This is a genomic window from Rhizobium sp. 862_C5_N1_2 (assembly GCF_051811205.1).
Classification (GTDB): domain Bacteria; phylum Pseudomonadota; class Alphaproteobacteria; order Rhizobiales; family Rhizobiaceae; genus Rhizobium; species Rhizobium leguminosarum.
In genome coordinates this window covers 1,183,020-1,199,127 of the sequence record NZ_JBPWPT010000001.1, presented here as the reverse complement: position 1 = coordinate 1,199,127, position 16,108 = coordinate 1,183,020, and the positions used below count along the sequence as shown (strand labels likewise).

General features: G+C 60.1%; 17 protein-coding genes. 4 read left to right on the top strand and 13 right to left on the bottom strand.

Annotated elements, in window-relative coordinates:
- Positions 1 to 13: 13 nt before the first annotated feature.
- Positions 14 to 898 carry a mechanosensitive ion channel family protein gene (locus tag ACD590_RS06085; RefSeq protein WP_018241409.1) on the top strand — a complete coding sequence of 295 codons (885 nt, stop codon included), beginning with the start codon at positions 14 to 16 and terminating at the stop codon, positions 896 to 898.
- Positions 899 to 1,001: 103 nt separating this feature from the next.
- On the opposite strand, the gene ACD590_RS06080 is transcribed toward ACD590_RS06085, so the two are convergent.
- Together ACD590_RS06080 and ACD590_RS06075 are read right to left on the bottom strand one after the other, a co-directional pair.
- A complete protein-coding gene (locus tag ACD590_RS06080) occupies positions 1,002 to 1,517 on the bottom strand; it encodes a superoxide dismutase family protein (protein ID WP_115157003.1) in 516 nt (171 codons plus the stop codon).
- A 219-nt stretch (positions 1,518 to 1,736) separates the two neighbouring features.
- Positions 1,737 to 2,078 (bottom strand): hypothetical protein, encoded by a 342-nt coding sequence (locus tag ACD590_RS06075; RefSeq protein WP_131702310.1) that lies wholly within the window; start codon positions 2,076 to 2,078, stop codon positions 1,737 to 1,739.
- 440 nt (positions 2,079 to 2,518) lie between these two features.
- Here ACD590_RS06075 and ACD590_RS06070 point away from each other — a divergent pair, with 440 nt between their 5' ends.
- The 3 genes from ACD590_RS06070 to ACD590_RS06060 all read left to right on the top strand — a co-directional run bounded on the left by ACD590_RS06070 (position 2,519) and on the right by ACD590_RS06060 (position 6,087).
- Entirely contained in the window at positions 2,519 to 4,423 is a 1,905-nt protein-coding gene (locus tag ACD590_RS06070; protein ID WP_130759554.1) for a putative bifunctional diguanylate cyclase/phosphodiesterase, read from the top strand.
- A 137-nt stretch (positions 4,424 to 4,560) separates the two neighbouring features.
- Positions 4,561 to 5,220: an HD domain-containing protein gene (locus tag ACD590_RS06065; protein WP_197728771.1), complete on the top strand. Its 660-nt coding sequence runs from the start codon at positions 4,561 to 4,563 to the stop codon at positions 5,218 to 5,220.
- A 9-nt stretch (positions 5,221 to 5,229) separates the two neighbouring features.
- Positions 5,230 to 6,087, top strand: coding sequence for an MOSC domain-containing protein (locus tag ACD590_RS06060; protein ID WP_130759553.1), 858 nt, complete (start codon positions 5,230 to 5,232; stop codon positions 6,085 to 6,087).
- 100 nt (positions 6,088 to 6,187) lie between these two features.
- Here the strand turns inward: ACD590_RS06060 and ACD590_RS06055 are convergent, their stop codons facing one another.
- The 11 genes from ACD590_RS06055 to ACD590_RS06005 form a co-directional block, all read right to left on the bottom strand.
- Entirely contained in the window at positions 6,188 to 7,183 is a 996-nt protein-coding gene (locus ACD590_RS06055) for an aldo/keto reductase (protein WP_130759552.1), read from the bottom strand.
- A gap of 101 nt (positions 7,184 to 7,284) precedes the next feature.
- On the bottom strand, positions 7,285 to 8,055 hold the full coding sequence (gene recO / locus ACD590_RS06050) for a DNA repair protein RecO (RefSeq protein ID WP_018241402.1): 771 nt from the start codon (positions 8,053 to 8,055) through the stop codon (positions 7,285 to 7,287).
- Between the two features lie 124 nt (positions 8,056 to 8,179).
- Positions 8,180 to 8,665: a response regulator gene (locus tag ACD590_RS06045; protein WP_018241401.1), complete on the bottom strand. Its 486-nt coding sequence runs from the start codon at positions 8,663 to 8,665 to the stop codon at positions 8,180 to 8,182.
- Positions 8,666 to 8,812: 147 nt separating this feature from the next.
- Complete coding sequence (locus ACD590_RS06040; RefSeq protein WP_020049310.1) at positions 8,813 to 9,565, bottom strand: Crp/Fnr family transcriptional regulator; 753 nt, start codon at positions 9,563 to 9,565, stop codon at positions 8,813 to 8,815.
- A gap of 72 nt (positions 9,566 to 9,637) precedes the next feature.
- Positions 9,638 to 10,579 (bottom strand): GTPase Era, encoded by a 942-nt coding sequence (gene era, locus ACD590_RS06035; protein WP_439002312.1) that lies wholly within the window; start codon positions 10,577 to 10,579, stop codon positions 9,638 to 9,640.
- A gap of 7 nt (positions 10,580 to 10,586) precedes the next feature.
- Positions 10,587 to 11,306, bottom strand: a complete 720-nt coding sequence (gene rnc / locus ACD590_RS06030; protein ID WP_003558092.1) for a ribonuclease III — start codon at positions 11,304 to 11,306, stop codon at positions 10,587 to 10,589.
- On the bottom strand, positions 11,303 to 12,046 hold the full coding sequence (lepB, locus tag ACD590_RS06025; RefSeq protein WP_018241399.1) for a signal peptidase I: 744 nt from the start codon (positions 12,044 to 12,046) through the stop codon (positions 11,303 to 11,305). The genes rnc and lepB overlap by 4 nt, the downstream gene beginning before the upstream one ends.
- Positions 12,047 to 12,223: 177 nt before the next feature.
- Complete coding sequence (gene acpS / locus ACD590_RS06020) at positions 12,224 to 12,628, bottom strand: holo-ACP synthase (RefSeq protein WP_018241398.1); 405 nt, start codon at positions 12,626 to 12,628, stop codon at positions 12,224 to 12,226.
- Positions 12,629 to 12,666: 38 nt separating this feature from the next.
- A complete protein-coding gene (locus tag ACD590_RS06015) occupies positions 12,667 to 13,257 on the bottom strand; it encodes a DUF2062 domain-containing protein (RefSeq protein WP_018241397.1) in 591 nt (196 codons plus the stop codon).
- 161 nt (positions 13,258 to 13,418) lie between these two features.
- Positions 13,419 to 13,568 (bottom strand): DUF3563 family protein, encoded by a 150-nt coding sequence (locus ACD590_RS06010; protein WP_003558084.1) that lies wholly within the window; start codon positions 13,566 to 13,568, stop codon positions 13,419 to 13,421.
- 183 nt (positions 13,569 to 13,751) lie between these two features.
- On the bottom strand, positions 13,752 to 15,986 hold the full coding sequence (locus ACD590_RS06005; RefSeq protein WP_130759550.1) for a RelA/SpoT family protein: 2,235 nt from the start codon (positions 15,984 to 15,986) through the stop codon (positions 13,752 to 13,754).
- Positions 15,987 to 16,108 lie beyond the last annotated feature (122 nt).

The window sequence follows — 16,108 nt, the reverse complement described above, 5'->3', positions numbered from 1 at the left end:
ACAGGGCCAGATCATGGAACAACAGGCAGCCGATGTCCTCCTCGCCACGCAAACGGCACTCAGCCAGGCAAGCGCGCTTGCGGTGCAATATTCCTTCTCCGTCCTCGGGGCGGTGATCCTGCTCGTTCTTGGCTGGGCGCTGGCCGGCTTTACCAGCCGCTGGGCCTATGAAGGCCTGTCGCGCGTTCATGGCATTGACGAGACGCTGGCGCGTTTCTTCACCAATGTGCTGCGCTATGCGCTGCTCATCCTGGTGTTCATCACCGTCCTCGGTCAATTCGGCGTCCAGACCGCCTCGATCATCGCAACCCTCGGCGCAGCGGGCCTGGCGATCGGACTAGCGCTGCAAGGGACGCTGCAGAATATCGCCGCCGGCATTATGCTGCTGATCCTCAGGCCTTTCCGCGTCGGCGAATATATCGAGACCAGCAGCGTGGCCGGCACGGTGCGCGAAATCGGATTGTTTGCCACCGAGCTCAAAACCGGCGACGGGCTCTACCGGTTGGCGCCGAATTCGACGCTCTGGAATACGCCCATTACCAATTTCACCCGCGAGCCCACCCGGCGGAACGAGCTGAAAATCAGCGTCGCCTATGAGGATGACATCGATCTGGCAATGGAGACGCTGATGAACCTTGCCAAAGCCGATTCCAGGGTGCTGACGTCACCGGCACCCAGCGTCTTCATCGACAGCCTCGGTGATGGCACGATCTCCGTCGCGCTGCGCTACTGGGCAAAGACAGGTGACTGGTGGCTGGTCAGCCGTGACATGGTGAAACGCGTGAAACTCGCCTTCGATGACAATCCTGACGCCGTGCCGGATGCTTCAGATGCCGCGCCGGCAAAAAAGTCCAACGGCAAGGTGACGGCCGAAAAACCGACGCCGACGCGGCAGTAAGACATTGCAGCGCCACCGATCTTTTTAAGACCCGTGGCGCTGTGCAGTTTGAATTGCTAATTTTGTCCCTAAATCGATGCCGATCTAAGAATTGCGCCGTAGCCTATTGGATGACGCCGCAGGAGAGTCTTTCCCCGGCATCACCCGAAGGCTGGCTGCGATAATCATCCGAATTGGCGTGCACCATCAATGCGCGGCCGCGAATGCCGTCAGTCTTGCCGTCGAGCGTGACCATGCTGTCGAAGATCTGTGCCCGCAACCTGCCGTCCTGCCCGACATATTGATTGGGCATATCGCCGGCGTGCGGTCCCTTGGCGGCAAGGATGCCATGCTCGGCCTTATCAGGGTTGAAGTGACCGCCCGCTGATTCGTGATGGGTTGCGGCGTCGCAGCGGCCGGTCTCATGAACATGGAACGCCACCCATTTGTTCGCCGGCAATCCCGATATCTCGACTTCGATCAGGACGCCGCCATTGGCGGCAGCCGTCAGTTGCGCGCGACCGTCCTCCTTGCCGTCCTTGCCGACGAAATTGGCGACCGCCGTTTGCTTGTCCTGAGCGCCTGCCTGCAATGCAACCGCAAGCAGGCTCAAGGTGGCGATAATGCGCATGGCTTTCATGGAGATCTCCTTGCGTCCGGTTGTCCTTCTGAACGTGTCAAACCGGAAGGTGTTCCTGAGCCGCGCGTCCGATAGGACGCGCTAAGGACGCTCCAGCACTTTGCGTGGCGCATTATCCTTTCCGAAAATCACTCCGATTTTCGGGTTATGCGCAGGAATATCGAACGAGAAAAGCCGGCCAACCGGCCGGCTTGCAGATCTCTCGAATTGAGACGCCGCTCAGGCGACGGCGTCGAAATCGAATTGACCGTAGGTCTTGCGGTAGAGATCGTCGGACTGATCGCCTGATGTCGGCGCGGCCTGCTGCAGCGGATAGGGAACGGCGATGCTGCTTGCACTGCCGCTATCACGGGTGTCCATCATCAGCGCAATCAGGCTGCCGGAAAATTTCGGCTGCGTGTCGCTGGCATTATCGTCTTCCAGGAGTTCCTTGATGATGCCGGGCTTCTCATCGGCGGCACGTTCGCCGCGGCTGAGTACGCCGTCGCCATTGGCATCGAGCCGCGAAAGCGTCGCCAGATATGCGTATGAGGTGTCTGAAACGGATGTGGTGCTGGTCATACAAACCTCCATTCACCGCCTTCTGCCGGTGGTGTTTGTACGCAATACGAACGTTGGAAAATCACTGTTGACTCGGTGGTTAAACTGATTTGCGCAGTGCGTCAATAAGTTGTTAACTTCTCATTAACGATGATTGACAAAAGTAAACGGAACGCTTGAGCGCAGGCCTCCGCCAGTGTCAGAGGGCCGTTTTCCTGCGTATTTCAGCTATTTTTCACATATAAAACAAACGTCTAACGGAGCGATGTCGCTGCTGCACTGCAACCGAATATTAATCCGGCCCATACAAAATGGACATCACGCATCACTAGCAGGCGTCGAGCTTATAAAAAATCAACCTCTGTATTCATTTTAGAAAGGTCTTTCATGTCCGGCGAAATGAGGCACGTTCATCAAACGAGGACGCTTTCCTCCGCTGTCGTCCCGAGAGACGCCTGCACATGAAAGCTGAAGCGCTCTTCTGGCGGCAATGCACCGAGGCAGTCACCGCCGATGGATCGATCGATGCGCAGCGCCTGATGGATCTTGTGATCGCGACCTATCGCGTCCATGAAAGCGACTATGACGAAATCGAGAGAAGCGCGGAAACGCTGCTGAGGGAAAACCATGCGCTGAGAGGCAATATATCAGCCCTTAGCCAGACGTTCGACGGACAGAAAAAACTCTTCGAAGTCATTCTCAACAACCTGCCGCTCGGTCTCAGCGTCTTCGACGCCGACCAGCGGCTGACGCTTTCCAACATCCGCTTCCGTCAGCTCTTCGACCTGACGGACGAAGATGTCGTTGCCGGCGCGACAATCGCCGATCTCACGGCTAAAATGCGCGGCACGGAGAGCGTCAGCACCAAACCCGGCCGGCGGACCGGGCGACATTCCTCCGCAACCGCAAGAAGCAATAGCCTCCGTCGGCGCGAATGGTTGATGGACGATGGCCGCATCATCCAGAGCATGGTGACCATCCTTTCCGACGGCAGCAACATTTCCATTCACGCCGACATTACCGAGGATCGAAGGGCAGCCGAACGCATCACCTATCTCGCCCACCACGACCCGCTGACCGGCCTTCCGAACCGCATCCATTTCCGCGAGCAGGTCGATGCGACACTCGCAGAGCGCAGGCCAGATCAGCAGATTGCCCTCGTTCACCTCAATCTCGACGGTTTCAAATCGATCAACAACACGATGGGCGTTTCGGCCGGCGACAAAATCCTGCAGCAGGTCGCCGAGCGCATCCGAGCCTCGGCCGGTTCGGAAAACACCCTGGCGCGCCTCGGCTCGGACGAATTCGCCATCCTGCAGACGGGCAAGCAGCAGCCGCGGAACGTGACGGCGCTTGCCGAGCAGATCCGCCGCGAGCTTTCCGCGCCATTCCTCCACGGCGAGAAACAGCTGGAGCTCAGCGTCTCCATGGGCATCGCAATCGCCCCTGGAGATGGCGAAGAAACCGATATCCTGCTGAAAAATGCCGGCGTGGCGCTGTCACATGCCAAGGCGGACGGGCGCAAACGCGAGCGCTTCTTCGCCAGTGAGATGGAAGCGCAGATGCAGTTGCGACACGCGCTGGAGGCAGACCTCCGAGCAGCCGTTGAGAAAGAGGAATTCGAGCTGCATTATCAGCCGCTCTATGACCTCTCGCAGCGACGTATCTGCGGCTTCGAAGCGTTGATCCGCTGGAACCATCCGGTCCGAGGCCGCGTTCCGCCGATGGATTTCATTCCGCTGGCAGAGGAGGTCGGCCTCGTCGTCGATATCGGCCGTTGGGTTTTGCGTCGGGCCTGCAACGATGCAGCGCAATGGCCGGAGGGCATCAAGATCGCCGTCAACGTTTCGGCAATCCAATTCAGCAGCAGCGACCTGACGCGAGATGTCAGCGAGGCACTTGCCGCCGCCGCGCTGTCGCCGTCGCGGCTTGAACTCGAAATCACCGAGAGCGTGCTGATGGAAAATCTCAGCGAAGTGCTGCCGATCCTGCATGCCCTGAAGGAGCGCGGCATCCGCATCTCGATGGACGATTTCGGAACCGGCTATTCCTCACTGAGCTATCTCTCGAGCTTCCCCTTCGACAAGATCAAGATCGACAAGTCCTTCGTCAACGACATCGTCGACAACAAGGAAGCGCATGCGATCATGCATGCGATCATCCTGCTCGGCGATGCGCTCGGCATGCGCGTCACCGTCGAGGGCGTCGAGACGGCCGCGCAGCTGGCGCTGCTCGAATGCGAGGAATGCGACGAGATCCAGGGCTATCACATCAGTCCGCCGCGACCGGCGCGTGACGTGCCCCATCTTCTCTCCCTGCCGCCGAAGAACGGCGGCGTGACCCAACTTCCTGGAGCCAAGCACTGAGATCCCCCTCGATTGCGACTCGCATGGCAAGCCGCTACAAAATCGGCTGCGACTCCTGAGATCTTCGTTGTCGCATCCTTTTACCGCCCGCATTCAATTCAGCGCCGATCCCCTATCGGCGGAAAACGATCTTCCTCATGACAGGTGGCGCTATGTTCGCGGCTGAAGCCTTCTCCCCACACGAAACGCTTGCGGCGGCGCTGATTGCGCATGCGGCCGATGGCGACGACGGCTCGCACGACCTTGCCCATATTCTGCGCGTCTTCAGAAATGCCATGCGCATCCATGCGGGAGAAGGCGGCGACGGGCGGGTTCTTGCCGCTTCCGTGCTGCTGCATGACTGCGTCGCCGTCGAGAAGAATTCGCCGCTGCGGGCAAAAGCATCGGCTTTGGCGGCTGAGAAGGCATCGGCGATCCTGGCGGAACTCGGCTGGAGCGAGGCGGATATCGAAGCCGCGGCCCACGCAATCACTGCACACAGTTTCTCCGCCGGGGTGGCACCGCAAACGCTGGAGGCGAAGATCCTTCAGGATGCCGACCGGCTGGACGCGATCGGCATGGTCGGCGTCGCCCGCTGCTTCTATATCGCCGGGCGACTGGGATCCGGGCTCTACGATCCATTCGACCCGGCGGCAGCGGACCGCCCGCTTGATGATAAGCGTTATGCCATTGACCATTTCCAGACGAAGCTGTTCAAACTGGCGGAAGGTTTCCAGACCGAGACCGGCCGCAGGCTGGCCGCCGCGCGTGATAAAAGCCTGCGCGACTTCCTCTCGGCCTTCATGGACGAAATCTAGGAGCACAACATGCGTGTCAGCGACCTCTTCATCTACCCGCTCAAGAGCGCCCGCGGCATTGCGCTGCCGGCCGCCGACATTGACGCCTATGGGCTTCCCGGCGACCGGCGGGCGATGATCACCGATGTCCAAGGGCACTTCATCACCCAGCGCGAGTTGCCCGACCTCGCACGCATCGAGGTACGACCGGAGGCGACCGCCTTTCGGCTGCTGATGCAGGGGAAAACGGACATATCGGTAACACCGCCTCAGCCCGAAAACCGCATGGATGTGACCGTGTGGAAATCTGCCGTCAGCGCCGCCGTCGCCGATCCGGAGAGCAACCGGCAGCTTTCCGAATGGCTTGGCCGCGAGGTGCGCCTAGTCTTCTTCGACGGCCAGGCACGGCGGACGGCAAATGCTGAATGGGCCGGCGAAGCCACGCCCGTCACCTTTACCGACGGTTATCAGATCCTGGTGACGACGACGGGCTCGCTGAAGGCATTGAATGCCGATCTCGCCGCCCATGGCGAAGGCAGTGTCGGCATGGAACGCTTCCGTCCGAACATCGTCATCGATACCGACGAGGCCTGGCCGGAGGACCGCTGGGCGGCGATCGAGATCGCCGGCATCCGCTTCGATCTCGTCAAACCCTGCTCCCGCTGCATCATGACGACTCAAGACCAGTTGACCGGGTCCCGCGAGGGACCAAACCCAATGCCGGCCATGGGCCGCATCCGCATGTCCGCCGACCGGCGCGTGCCCGGCCCGCTTTTCGGCTGGAACGTCACGCCGCGCGGCAACGGCAAGGTCACGATCGGTGACACCGTCAACATCGTTGAAGAGAGGCCGGAAGGCTGGGCGCTCAAACGTCGAGCTGCAGCCTGAAGCGCATCGCTTCAAACCGGATTCATCCGATGCGCTTTGAGTCTTTGACTTATGCATGTCGCCCAAAAGCATGCTTTTTGGGCGACATGCATTAAAACCCTCAGAAGCGATCGAGCGCGGCATCGATCTCCGCCATGACATCGGCTGGCAGTGGTCCCTTCTCCAGCGCGCCAGCATTTTCCTCCACCTGAGCGACGGTGCGGAAGCCCGGAATGGGAAGGGTGCGCGGCGAGCGTGCCCAGAGCCAGGCAAGCGCGCCCTGCGTCAGCGTGCGGCTGCCTGACGTCAGGAGATCGCGGACGGCATCGAGCCGTGCGGCGAATTCCGGGGCCATACGTCCATCCTTGAAATAGACCATCCAATCGAGGGCAGCACCGCGGACATCCCTCGCGCCCACCGCTTTGTCGGCGGTGAACTTGCCGGTCAGCAGCCCCATCGCCAGTGGGCCACGATTGATGGAGATCAGGCCTTTCCCCTCGATCACCGCAATCATCTCCGGCACCGGTTCGAAAACATTCATCGTATGCTGGATCGAGACATAGCCCTGTCGGCCGACATGACGGGCGGCACGATCCGGAAAATCGGTACTCCAGCCGAACGCATCGATCTTGCCTTCGGTGCGAAGCGCCTCCAGCGTATCGAAGACGGCATCCGATTGATCCATCGGAAAATCATTGAGGTGGAACTGCAACAGATCGAGGCGATCGCGCTTCAGGCGGCGCAACGAGGTCTCGACCGAACGGCGGATGAAGGCCTCGTCGGCAAAGGCGCCGGTTGCCTGCTTGCTTGCCGGATCGGTGGCGAAGCCGAACTTGGTGGCGATGACGACATCGTCGCGATTACCGATCGCCCGGCCGAGCACTTCCTCCGAGTGGCCGGCGCCGTAGTTCGAGGCCGTGTCGAAGAAGCGGATGCCGAGTTCGATGGCACGGTCGATCGCCTCCACGGATTCATCGTCGTCGACATCGCCCCAGCCGAGCGGCGTGTCGCCGGCGAAGAAGGGGCCGCCGATCGCCCAGCATCCCATGCCGAGACGCGGAATTTCGCGGCCGTTCCAGAGCGTGATCGTCGTCGGTGATGCGGTCTTGGTCAGCATGGGGTCCTCCTTGATTGGCAATCCTGTGAAGACATAGGAAGCGCTCATCAGCAGGTAAACCGCCAAATCCGGAGGATGTTTTGCACCCGTAAAAAACGAGGTCAGGCGGAAATACCGTTCGGGCCGGAAAGCGTCCGCAAGGCTGGATTAAGCGCCTTGAGCGCCGCCTGAACGAAACCGTCGCGGGCAGCTGCCGCCTCGATGCCGCGCGGCTCGTAGACATGACGATGCAGAAAGAACCCTGTCAGGCGGAATGCAGCCGAGAGACTATCAAAGTCGGCTGCATGGTTGTCTTCGATGCTGAGGAACGGCGGCAGGAGCAGCATTTTGTCCGCCCAGGGCTCACCCGCGGTGCGGCTGACGGCGCGGCCGGATTTCGGCGAGACATAGACGAGATCGGAACGGGCGCCGGTCGCAGCGCATTCGGCAAGATCGAGGCCGAAGCCGAGATCATTCAGCACAGCAAGCTCGAAACGCACGAAGAGTTCGCCGGCATCGGCCGGATTATGCAGGTGATCGAGGATGACCTCCAGCGCTTCGAAGAGGTGTGGATGCGGGTCACGCTCCGGCAGCAGCCGCAGCAGCGCGCCCATCGCCTGGACACCGTAGACGGCGGTCGCCGTTTCCATCAGGCGGGCGGCGCGCAGTGTCACCGGCTCGACTCGGAATTCACCGAGATGTTCGTCAAGCCGGGCACGCCAGTTGACCTCGACGGCATTGCCCGCCTGCAGCACCGGCTGCATGGCGCGCGAGCGGCCGGAACGCACCAGGCCGAGATGGCGGCCGCGATCACGCGTCATCACCTCGGCGATGACGCTCGTCTCGCCGTGGCGCTTGACGCCCAGAATGATCGCCTGGTCCTGCCATTGCATCGAAAGAAGTCCCTGCGGGTGACGAATCCATCCTACTGCATAATTCAACGCGTTACAGCGTCCTTTGCACGTCTGAAAGACGCGCGGCGCTGTCAGCAAGGACTGGATTCTGTCACGGACCGTGTCAGGCGACAGCCGGGAAAAGTCTCTGCAGGAATTCCCGCATCGCCGTTTCGTCGAACGGCTTCACCAGAAGCGGTATCTGTTGCAGGTCGGGCGGGAAATCGCCGGTATCGGAATAGCCACTGACGAAGCCGAAGGGGATGCCGATATCGAGCAGGTGGCGGGCGAATCCGAAACTCATGCCCTCGCCGAGATTGACGTCGAGAAGGGCGAAATCATATGTCTCCGCCGCGATGGCAGCCCTTGCCTGCTCCACACTGCCGACGATATCGATGCTCTTGACGCCGGCCAGGCGCAAGATGTCCTCCGCCTCCATCGCGATGATCAGACTGTCTTCAAGAACCAGAACACGGACTGCGCTCATGATTCCATGCCCCTCGTCGGCCGCCTGTCGCAGCGCCCCGGCCGTTTCGCCAACATCATTGCCCTCCGGTGCCCCGCATGGCACGCCATCGGTGAATTCCGCCACCTTTTCTGAGTAAACCATTTTTCTGTCCGGTCGGTAAGAATCAAAATCGGAGGATAAGATGACGACCGACTTTATTTTCCCTGCTGCTAATCTGCATTTAAAAAAGACATAACCAAACTGATTGGCCGGAGCAATTCCAGCCAAACGCCGAAAGCCAGGAATGCTCTAGATGAACGGGCGTTTGCCCTCTCCGAGCCCTTCCCAGCCGGCGATCGCCATCAATTCCTCGCCGTTCAGCACCTCGCAGCCGCGTTCCTGCCAGCGGATCAACCCACGTTCGCTGAGCTTTTTCAAAGTCTTGTTGGTATGAACGATCGAAAGACCGAGCGTGTCGGCAATGTGCTGCTGGGTGATGGGGATGAATTTGCGGCCGTTGAAGATATTGAGCTTCCGACCACGCTCGAACAGGAAAGCGATCAGGTAGGCTGCTCGTTCCAGCGCCGTGCGGCGGCCTATGCTCAAGAGATGCTCATCCAGGATGCGCTCCTCGCGCGCGGCGATCCAGGTAATGTCGAAGGCGAGCGAGGCGTGCTTGTTGTAGAGCGTCATCAGCCTGTCACGCTCGAAGACACAAAGGGAAACGGGAGAAAGCGCTTCGACGGAATGCTGCATCTCGCCGGCGATCGTTCCCTGCAGGCCGATCAGGTCGCCCGGCATAATATAGTTCAGAATCTGGCGGCGCCCGTCCTCCAGCATCTTGTAGCGGAAGCCCCAGCCGGCGAGCACCGTGAAGAGATGAGCGCTATGCGCGCCCTCGACGAGGATGGTCGAGCCGGCATCGACTGCAAGCTCACCCCTTTTGAAGCTCGAGACGAATTCCAGCTCGTCGCGGCTGAATTCCCTGAAATGCGGCAGCGGCCGCAAGGGACATTGCTCGCAAGGGGTCTTGAACGAATTGATGGGTCTCGACGTCGCCATACTTGCCCTTGCCGTCGCAAAACCGGCGCGCCAGCAGGGGCCAGCGTCTACCCGATGAAATCCTTGCCATGCTTATTTCGGAAAATCGAGACCCATTTCGCGGAACCGCTCGGGATCATCCCCCCAATTCTCGCGAACCTTGACGAACAAAAAGAGATGGACCGGCTGTTCGAGGATCTCAGACAATTCCTTGCGCGACGCAGTCGATATCGCCTTGATGGTTTCACCACCCTTGCCGAGCGCGATCTTCTTCTGACTGTCGCGCTCGAGATAGATCACCTGCTCGATGCGCACCGAGCCGTCCTTGCGCTCTTCCCACTTCTCCGTTTCGACATGCGAGGCATAGGGAAGCTCCTGGTGCAGGCGCAGAAACAGTTTCTCGCGGGTGATCTCGGCCGCGAGCTGGCGCATCGGCAGATCGGAAATCTGGTCTTCCGGATAATACCACGGCCCCTCCGGGAGCGTTTTCGCCAGATAGTCCATGAGGTCGTCGCAGCCGGAGCCGTTTTCGGCTGATATCATGAAGGTGCGCTCGAAAGCGATCTTCTCGTTGGCGGCAGCGGCCAGCGCCAGCAGATCCTCACGGTTGACGCGGTCGATCTTGTTGAGCAGCAGGATCTTCGGCTGCCGGACTTCATTGAGGCCTTCGAGGATGGCTTCGGCATCGCCGCGCAAGCCGCGCTCGCTGTCGATCAGCAGCACGATCAGATCGGCATCCCTCGCACCGCCCCAGGCCGAAGTCACCATGGCGCGGTCAAGCCGGCGGCGCGGCTTGAAGATACCAGGCGTATCCATGAAGACGATCTGGGCATTGTCGTGGATCGCGATGCCGCGAACGATGGCGCGCGTCGTCTGCACCTTATGGCTGACGATCGAGACCTTGGCGCCGACGAGGCGGTTCACCAGCGTCGACTTGCCGGCATTGGTCGGACCGATCAGCGCGACGAAGCCCGAATGCGTCGGACCATTGGCTTCTGCGGCAGCTTCGGCCGCGATATCTTCTTCTTGTGTCATTGTCCCGTCAGTTTCCGGCAGACGATTGCTGCCAAATGCCTTCGCGCTCGAGCATCTTCGTTGCCGCGACCTGTTCGGCGGCACGCTTCGACCGCTCTACGCCGGTTTCCGGCTTAATGCCAGCAACTTCCACCGTCACCTTGAAGCGCGGATCATGATCCGGTCCGCTGCGTTCATCAACCCGGTAGATCGGCGTGACACCGAATTTCGCGTGCGACCATTCCTGCAGCTCGGTCTTGGCGTCGCGCTTAGCGCCATCGGCCCGCACTGCCCTGCCCTGCCAGTAACGCAGAATGAACCGGCGGGCAACTTCGAGGCCGCCGTCGAGATAGATCGCGGCGATCAGGCTTTCGACGACGTCGGCGCGCACGTTCATCATGCGCTTGCCGGTCAACTTCTTCACATCGGCGCCGGTGCGGATATAGAGGTGAAGATTGAGTTCGTCGGCAACCGCAGCGCAGGTTTCAGCGCTGACGAGTTGGTTGAGGCGAACCGAGAGCTCGCCTTCTCCCGCCGTCCCGAAGGTGCGAAACAGAAGCTCGGCGATGCAGAGCCCAAGAACTCTGTCGCCGAGGAATTCGAGCCGTTCGTAATTGCCGCCCTTTTCGGTACGGGCGCTGGCATGGGTCAGCGCGCGATCCAGGCGTTCCTTTTCAGCGAAGTCATGACCGATCAGGCCTTCAAGCTTTGCGCGGTCCGCCGCAGAAAGCGTCTGCGCCTTGCTCATTCAACAACCTTGAAGAGGCGGTCCCAACGCATGTTCGTCGGCCACTTCCAGATTTCGCGGAAGGAGGTATCGTTGCCAAGCGAGAAGAAGATAACGCTGGCGCGGCCGACAAGATTTTCGGCGGGCACGAATCCGACGTCGAAGCGGCTGTCGAGCGAGTTGTCGCGGTTATCGCCCATCATGAAATAATGGCCTTCCGGCACGATGAATTCGCGGGTGTTATCGCCGCGCGACACCGGAGACTGATCAAGCGTGTCGTAGGTCTTGCCGTTGTCGAGCGTTTCGCGGAACACCGGCACATCCGCGCCCGGATCAAGCTTGTAATCCGAAGTGAAGCTGCCGTCCGCCACCTTCGGAACCGGCTTGCCGTTGACGTAGAGCACGCCGTCGGTAACCTGGATATGGTCGCCCGGCAGGCCGATGCAGCGCTTGATGTAATCGATCTCGGGGTTTGGCGGGAAGCGGAAGACGACGATGTCGCCACGCTTCGGATCGGCGCCGAACAGGCGGCCGCTGAAGAGATCAGGCGAGAAGGGCAGCGAATATTTCGAATAGCCGTAAGCGAACTTGTTGACGAAGATGTAATCGCCGACGAGCAGCGTCGGCATCATCGAACCGGACGGAATGGTAAAGGGCTGGAATAGCACCGTTCGGATCACCATCGCCAAAATCAGCGCCTGGATGATGACTTTGATATTTTCCCAGAGGGCGTTCGGCTTGGCTTCGACTTTTTCGGACACGCAGTCTTATTCCTTCAAGACGCCGCGGCGGCGCAATTCTTTCTGTCGTTCTCTCTAGCGGCTTCGGCCGGTTGCGGCAATGGCGACAACATCAAAAGCGACGAGAGGTCGCGTCAAACGCTTCCGGGGTCGCGTCAAACGCTTCCGGGGTCGCGATCAACGCTCCCGCGGTCACGATCAGAGGCTCTCGGGCAACGCCTCGATAATGACGAAGGCCTGCGCCAAGGGATAATCATCCGTTATTGTCAAATGAATGGCGGGCCTGTGGCCCGCGGGCAGCAGCGATTCGAGGATCAGGGCGGCCGCGCCTGATAAAACCATGGTCGGCTTGCCGCTTGGCAGGTTGACGACGCCCATGTCCTTCCAGAAGACGCCCTGCGCTATGCCGGTGCCGAGCGCCTTGGAACAGGCCTCCTTGGCGGCGAAACGCTTGGCATAAGATTCGGCACGGTTTGCCCGGCGGTCGGAACGCGCGCGCTCGATCTCGGTAAAGCAGCGATGGGTGAAGCGCTCGCCGAAGCGCTCGATGGATTTCTCGATACGGCGAATGTCGATCAGATCGCTGCCAATGCCGATGATCATGCCGGAACCTTCCGTCGCTTAAGAATTCTTGATCGGGTTCATATGCTCGGCATGTCGCCGGCCGGAACGGCAAGGCGCAGGCGCGCCCGCTCCATCAGCCGTATATGGCGGCGCGTCTGAAAACCCTTCACGGTGTAGAATGTCAGCGCATAGAGCGCAACGGAGGTGACGGCCGCCGGCGGAATGGCGCCGACCAGCATCGGCTCCAGCACCGGTTTCCATAGCTCAGTGAAGTTCAGCTTGTGGAAAAGGGCGGCGAGATCCACCGTCTGACCGGCCAGGTGATCCTCGCGGCTCAACAGCAGATGTCCGATCTCCCAGGTGATGCCCCAGATGAAGGGATAGGTCAGCGGATTGCCGAAGGCGGCGCAACCGAGGGCGGCGGCCACCATGCTGCCGGAGAGGAAATAGGTGATGACGAAAGCCATGACGAAATGCACGCCGATGAAAGGCGTCCACGAGACGAAGACACCCGCAGCGACGCCGGCGGCAACCGCATGCGGCGAAGCGCTCAGGCGCAGGACGCGCATTGTCAGGTAACGGATCGGGCGAAGGAAACCCTTGCGAGGCCATAAAAGCTCCCGCATCTTTTCCTTGAATCCCGCAGGTTTGCGACGGCGAAACAACATGGCCGGTATTTAGTGCAGCGCACACGGCCATGACAAGAGCGGCAAATGATACCGCTCGAAAAACAGCCCCTCAGTTCTCTCTGCGAAGAGGAGCTTCTTCATGCCGAGGGGCGTCCGTTATGCATAACGTCCCTCACCCGCCTCAAGTATTAAGTTCAGTATCAGCGATTGCGGAACAGACCGCGGTCGACCTGGCGCTGACGAAACTCGAGATCGATACGATCGAGCGAGCCGTTCAAATATGCCATTTCACGTTCCTGCGTGGTCGGAGCGCGAAAGGCGCGAGCGAATTTCTTGATAGGGTCAAACATTACCTTGTCTCATCTTCTGTTTGCGTTTCGAAGACCAGAAGATAGGCTCGGCAAAGGTTAATTACCACCGCCGCAACATGGAGACAGCCATGCGCTGAGCGCATCGCTTGCCTTTTTGATGCGCCGCCAAGATCATAAAATGTGCAATTTTCCGTCCAAACCCCTGAAGGGCTTAACAAAAGCTTACTCGTAGAGCCGCCGGACCGTGGCGATGCAATCCAGTTCCTTCATCTGGGCGAGCAACTGATTGAGCTGGCGCAGATCCCAGACCTCAACCTCGAGCATCATTTCGGTGAAATCGGCAGCCACCCGCACTGTGTTCAGCAAGCGGATATTGACGTCGAGGCCTGCGACCGTCTGGGCGACCTTGGCAAGCGTGCCGGGTTCATTCAGCCCATTCACCATGATGCGCGCCATGAAACGCGACTTGTTGGCTTCGTCGAGATCCCAGCGCACGTCGATCCAGCGGTCGGGCTGATCGTCGAAGCGCTGCAGGCTCGGCGACTGGATCGGATAGATGGTGATGCCCTTGCCTTGGTCCATGATGCCGACGATGCGATCGCCGGGCACGGCGCCGGTTGGAGCGAACTTGACGTCGACATTGCCGGACAGTCCGCGGATCGGCCCGATATCGGCATCCGCGTCGATTTCCGCATGGCCACCGTCGTGCCCGGCCTTGGTCTTGCCGGGGATCTTGAAGATCATGCCGGCGGCGCTGCGGACGTTGAACCAACCGTCGTCGCCGGAGGGCTTCACGGTGACGCGCTCATCCTGATGATCGGGATAGACGGCGCGCAGCACGTCGAGCGAGGACATCTCGCCGCGACCGACGGCGGCGATCGCATCCTCGACATCCTTCTGGCCAAGACGGTGCAGCGCCGGCTTCATCGCCTCACGCGAGAAGATCTTGCCGGCCCTATTGAAGGTGCGCTCGAGAATGCGGTGACCAAGGCCGGCATATTGCTTGCGGATCGCCATGCGGGTGGCCCGGCGGATGGCGGCGCGCGCCTTGCCGGTCACAACGATCTCCTCCCAGGCGGCGGGCGGAACCTGCACGCCGGAGCGGATGATCTCGACCTCGTCGCCATTGGCAAGTCGCGTCACCAGCGGCATGATACGGCCGTTGATCTTGGCGCCCACGGTGGTATCGCCGATATTGGTGTGCACCGCATAGGCGAAGTCGATCGGGGTGGCGCCACGCGGCAAGGCAATCAGCTTGCCCTTCGGCGTGAAGCAGAAGACCTGATCCTGGAACAGCTCGAGCTTGGTGTGCTCGAGGAATTCTTCCGGGCTGTCACCCTCGGCCAGGGCCTCGATCGTATGGCGCAGCCAAGAATAGGCATTGGATTCGCGAGAAAGGATGTCGCCATCGGCATTGGTGGCGCCGTCCTTATAGAGCGTGTGGGCGGCGATGCCGAATTCGGCGATTTCGTGCATGCGCTTGGTGCGGATCTGCAGTTCGATGCGCTGGCTGGAAGGACCGACGATTGTGGTGTGCAGCGAACGGTAATCGTTCTGCTTCGGCGTCGAGATATAGTCCTTGAAGCGGCCGGGCACGACGCGCCAGCGCGTGTGGACGATGCCGAGCGCCCGATAACAGGAAGGGATATCCTCGACGATCAGGCGGAAGCCGTAGACATCGGAAAGCTGCTCGAACGAAAGCGACTTCGACTGCATCTTGCGGAAGACCGAATAGGGCTTCTTCTGCCGGCCCTTGACGTAGGCGCTCGTCAGGCCGCTTGCCACCAGCAGGTCGCGCAGTTCGGCCTCGATCTTCTTGACGATGCCCTCGTTGCGCTTCGAAAGCTCTTCCAGTCTTTTGGTGACGGTCTCATAGGCTTCCGGGTTCATATGCCGGAAGGAGAGTTCCTCGAGTTCCTCGCGCATGTCCTGCATGCCCATGCGGCCGGCGAGCGGCGCATAGATTTCCATCGTCTCCTCGGAAATGCGGGCACGCTTGTCGGCCGACATGTGATCGAGGGTGCGCATATTGTGCAGGCGATCGGCCAGCTTGACGAGCAGTACGCGCACATCGTCGGAAATGGCGAGCAGCAGCTTGCGCAGGTTTTCCGCCTGCTTGGCCTTCTTGGTGACGAGATCAAGCTTCTTGATCTTCGTCAGACCCTCGACCAGGCGGCCGATATCCTCGCCGAAGAGTTCATCGATCTCGGCGCGTGTCGCCGTCGTATCCTCGATCGTATCGTGCAGCAGAGCAACCGCGATCGTCGATTCATCGAGGTGCATGTCGGTGAGGATGGCAGCGACCTCGAGCGGATGGGAAATATAGGGATCGCCGCTCGCGCGTTTTTGCTGGCCGTGCTTCTGCATGGCGTAGACATAGGCTTTGTTCAGCAGTGCTTCATTGGCATCGGGCTTGTATTGCTGAACCCGCTCCACGAGCTCGTACTGCCGCATCATTCCAAAGCCACTCCGATAAAAATAAAAGCGCGCCAATCAACGATTGGCGCACACATGGGCAATAATATGCCTAAGCAATAAAGGTGCAAGATTGACGATTGGTAATCGTCGCTCTTTTGCAT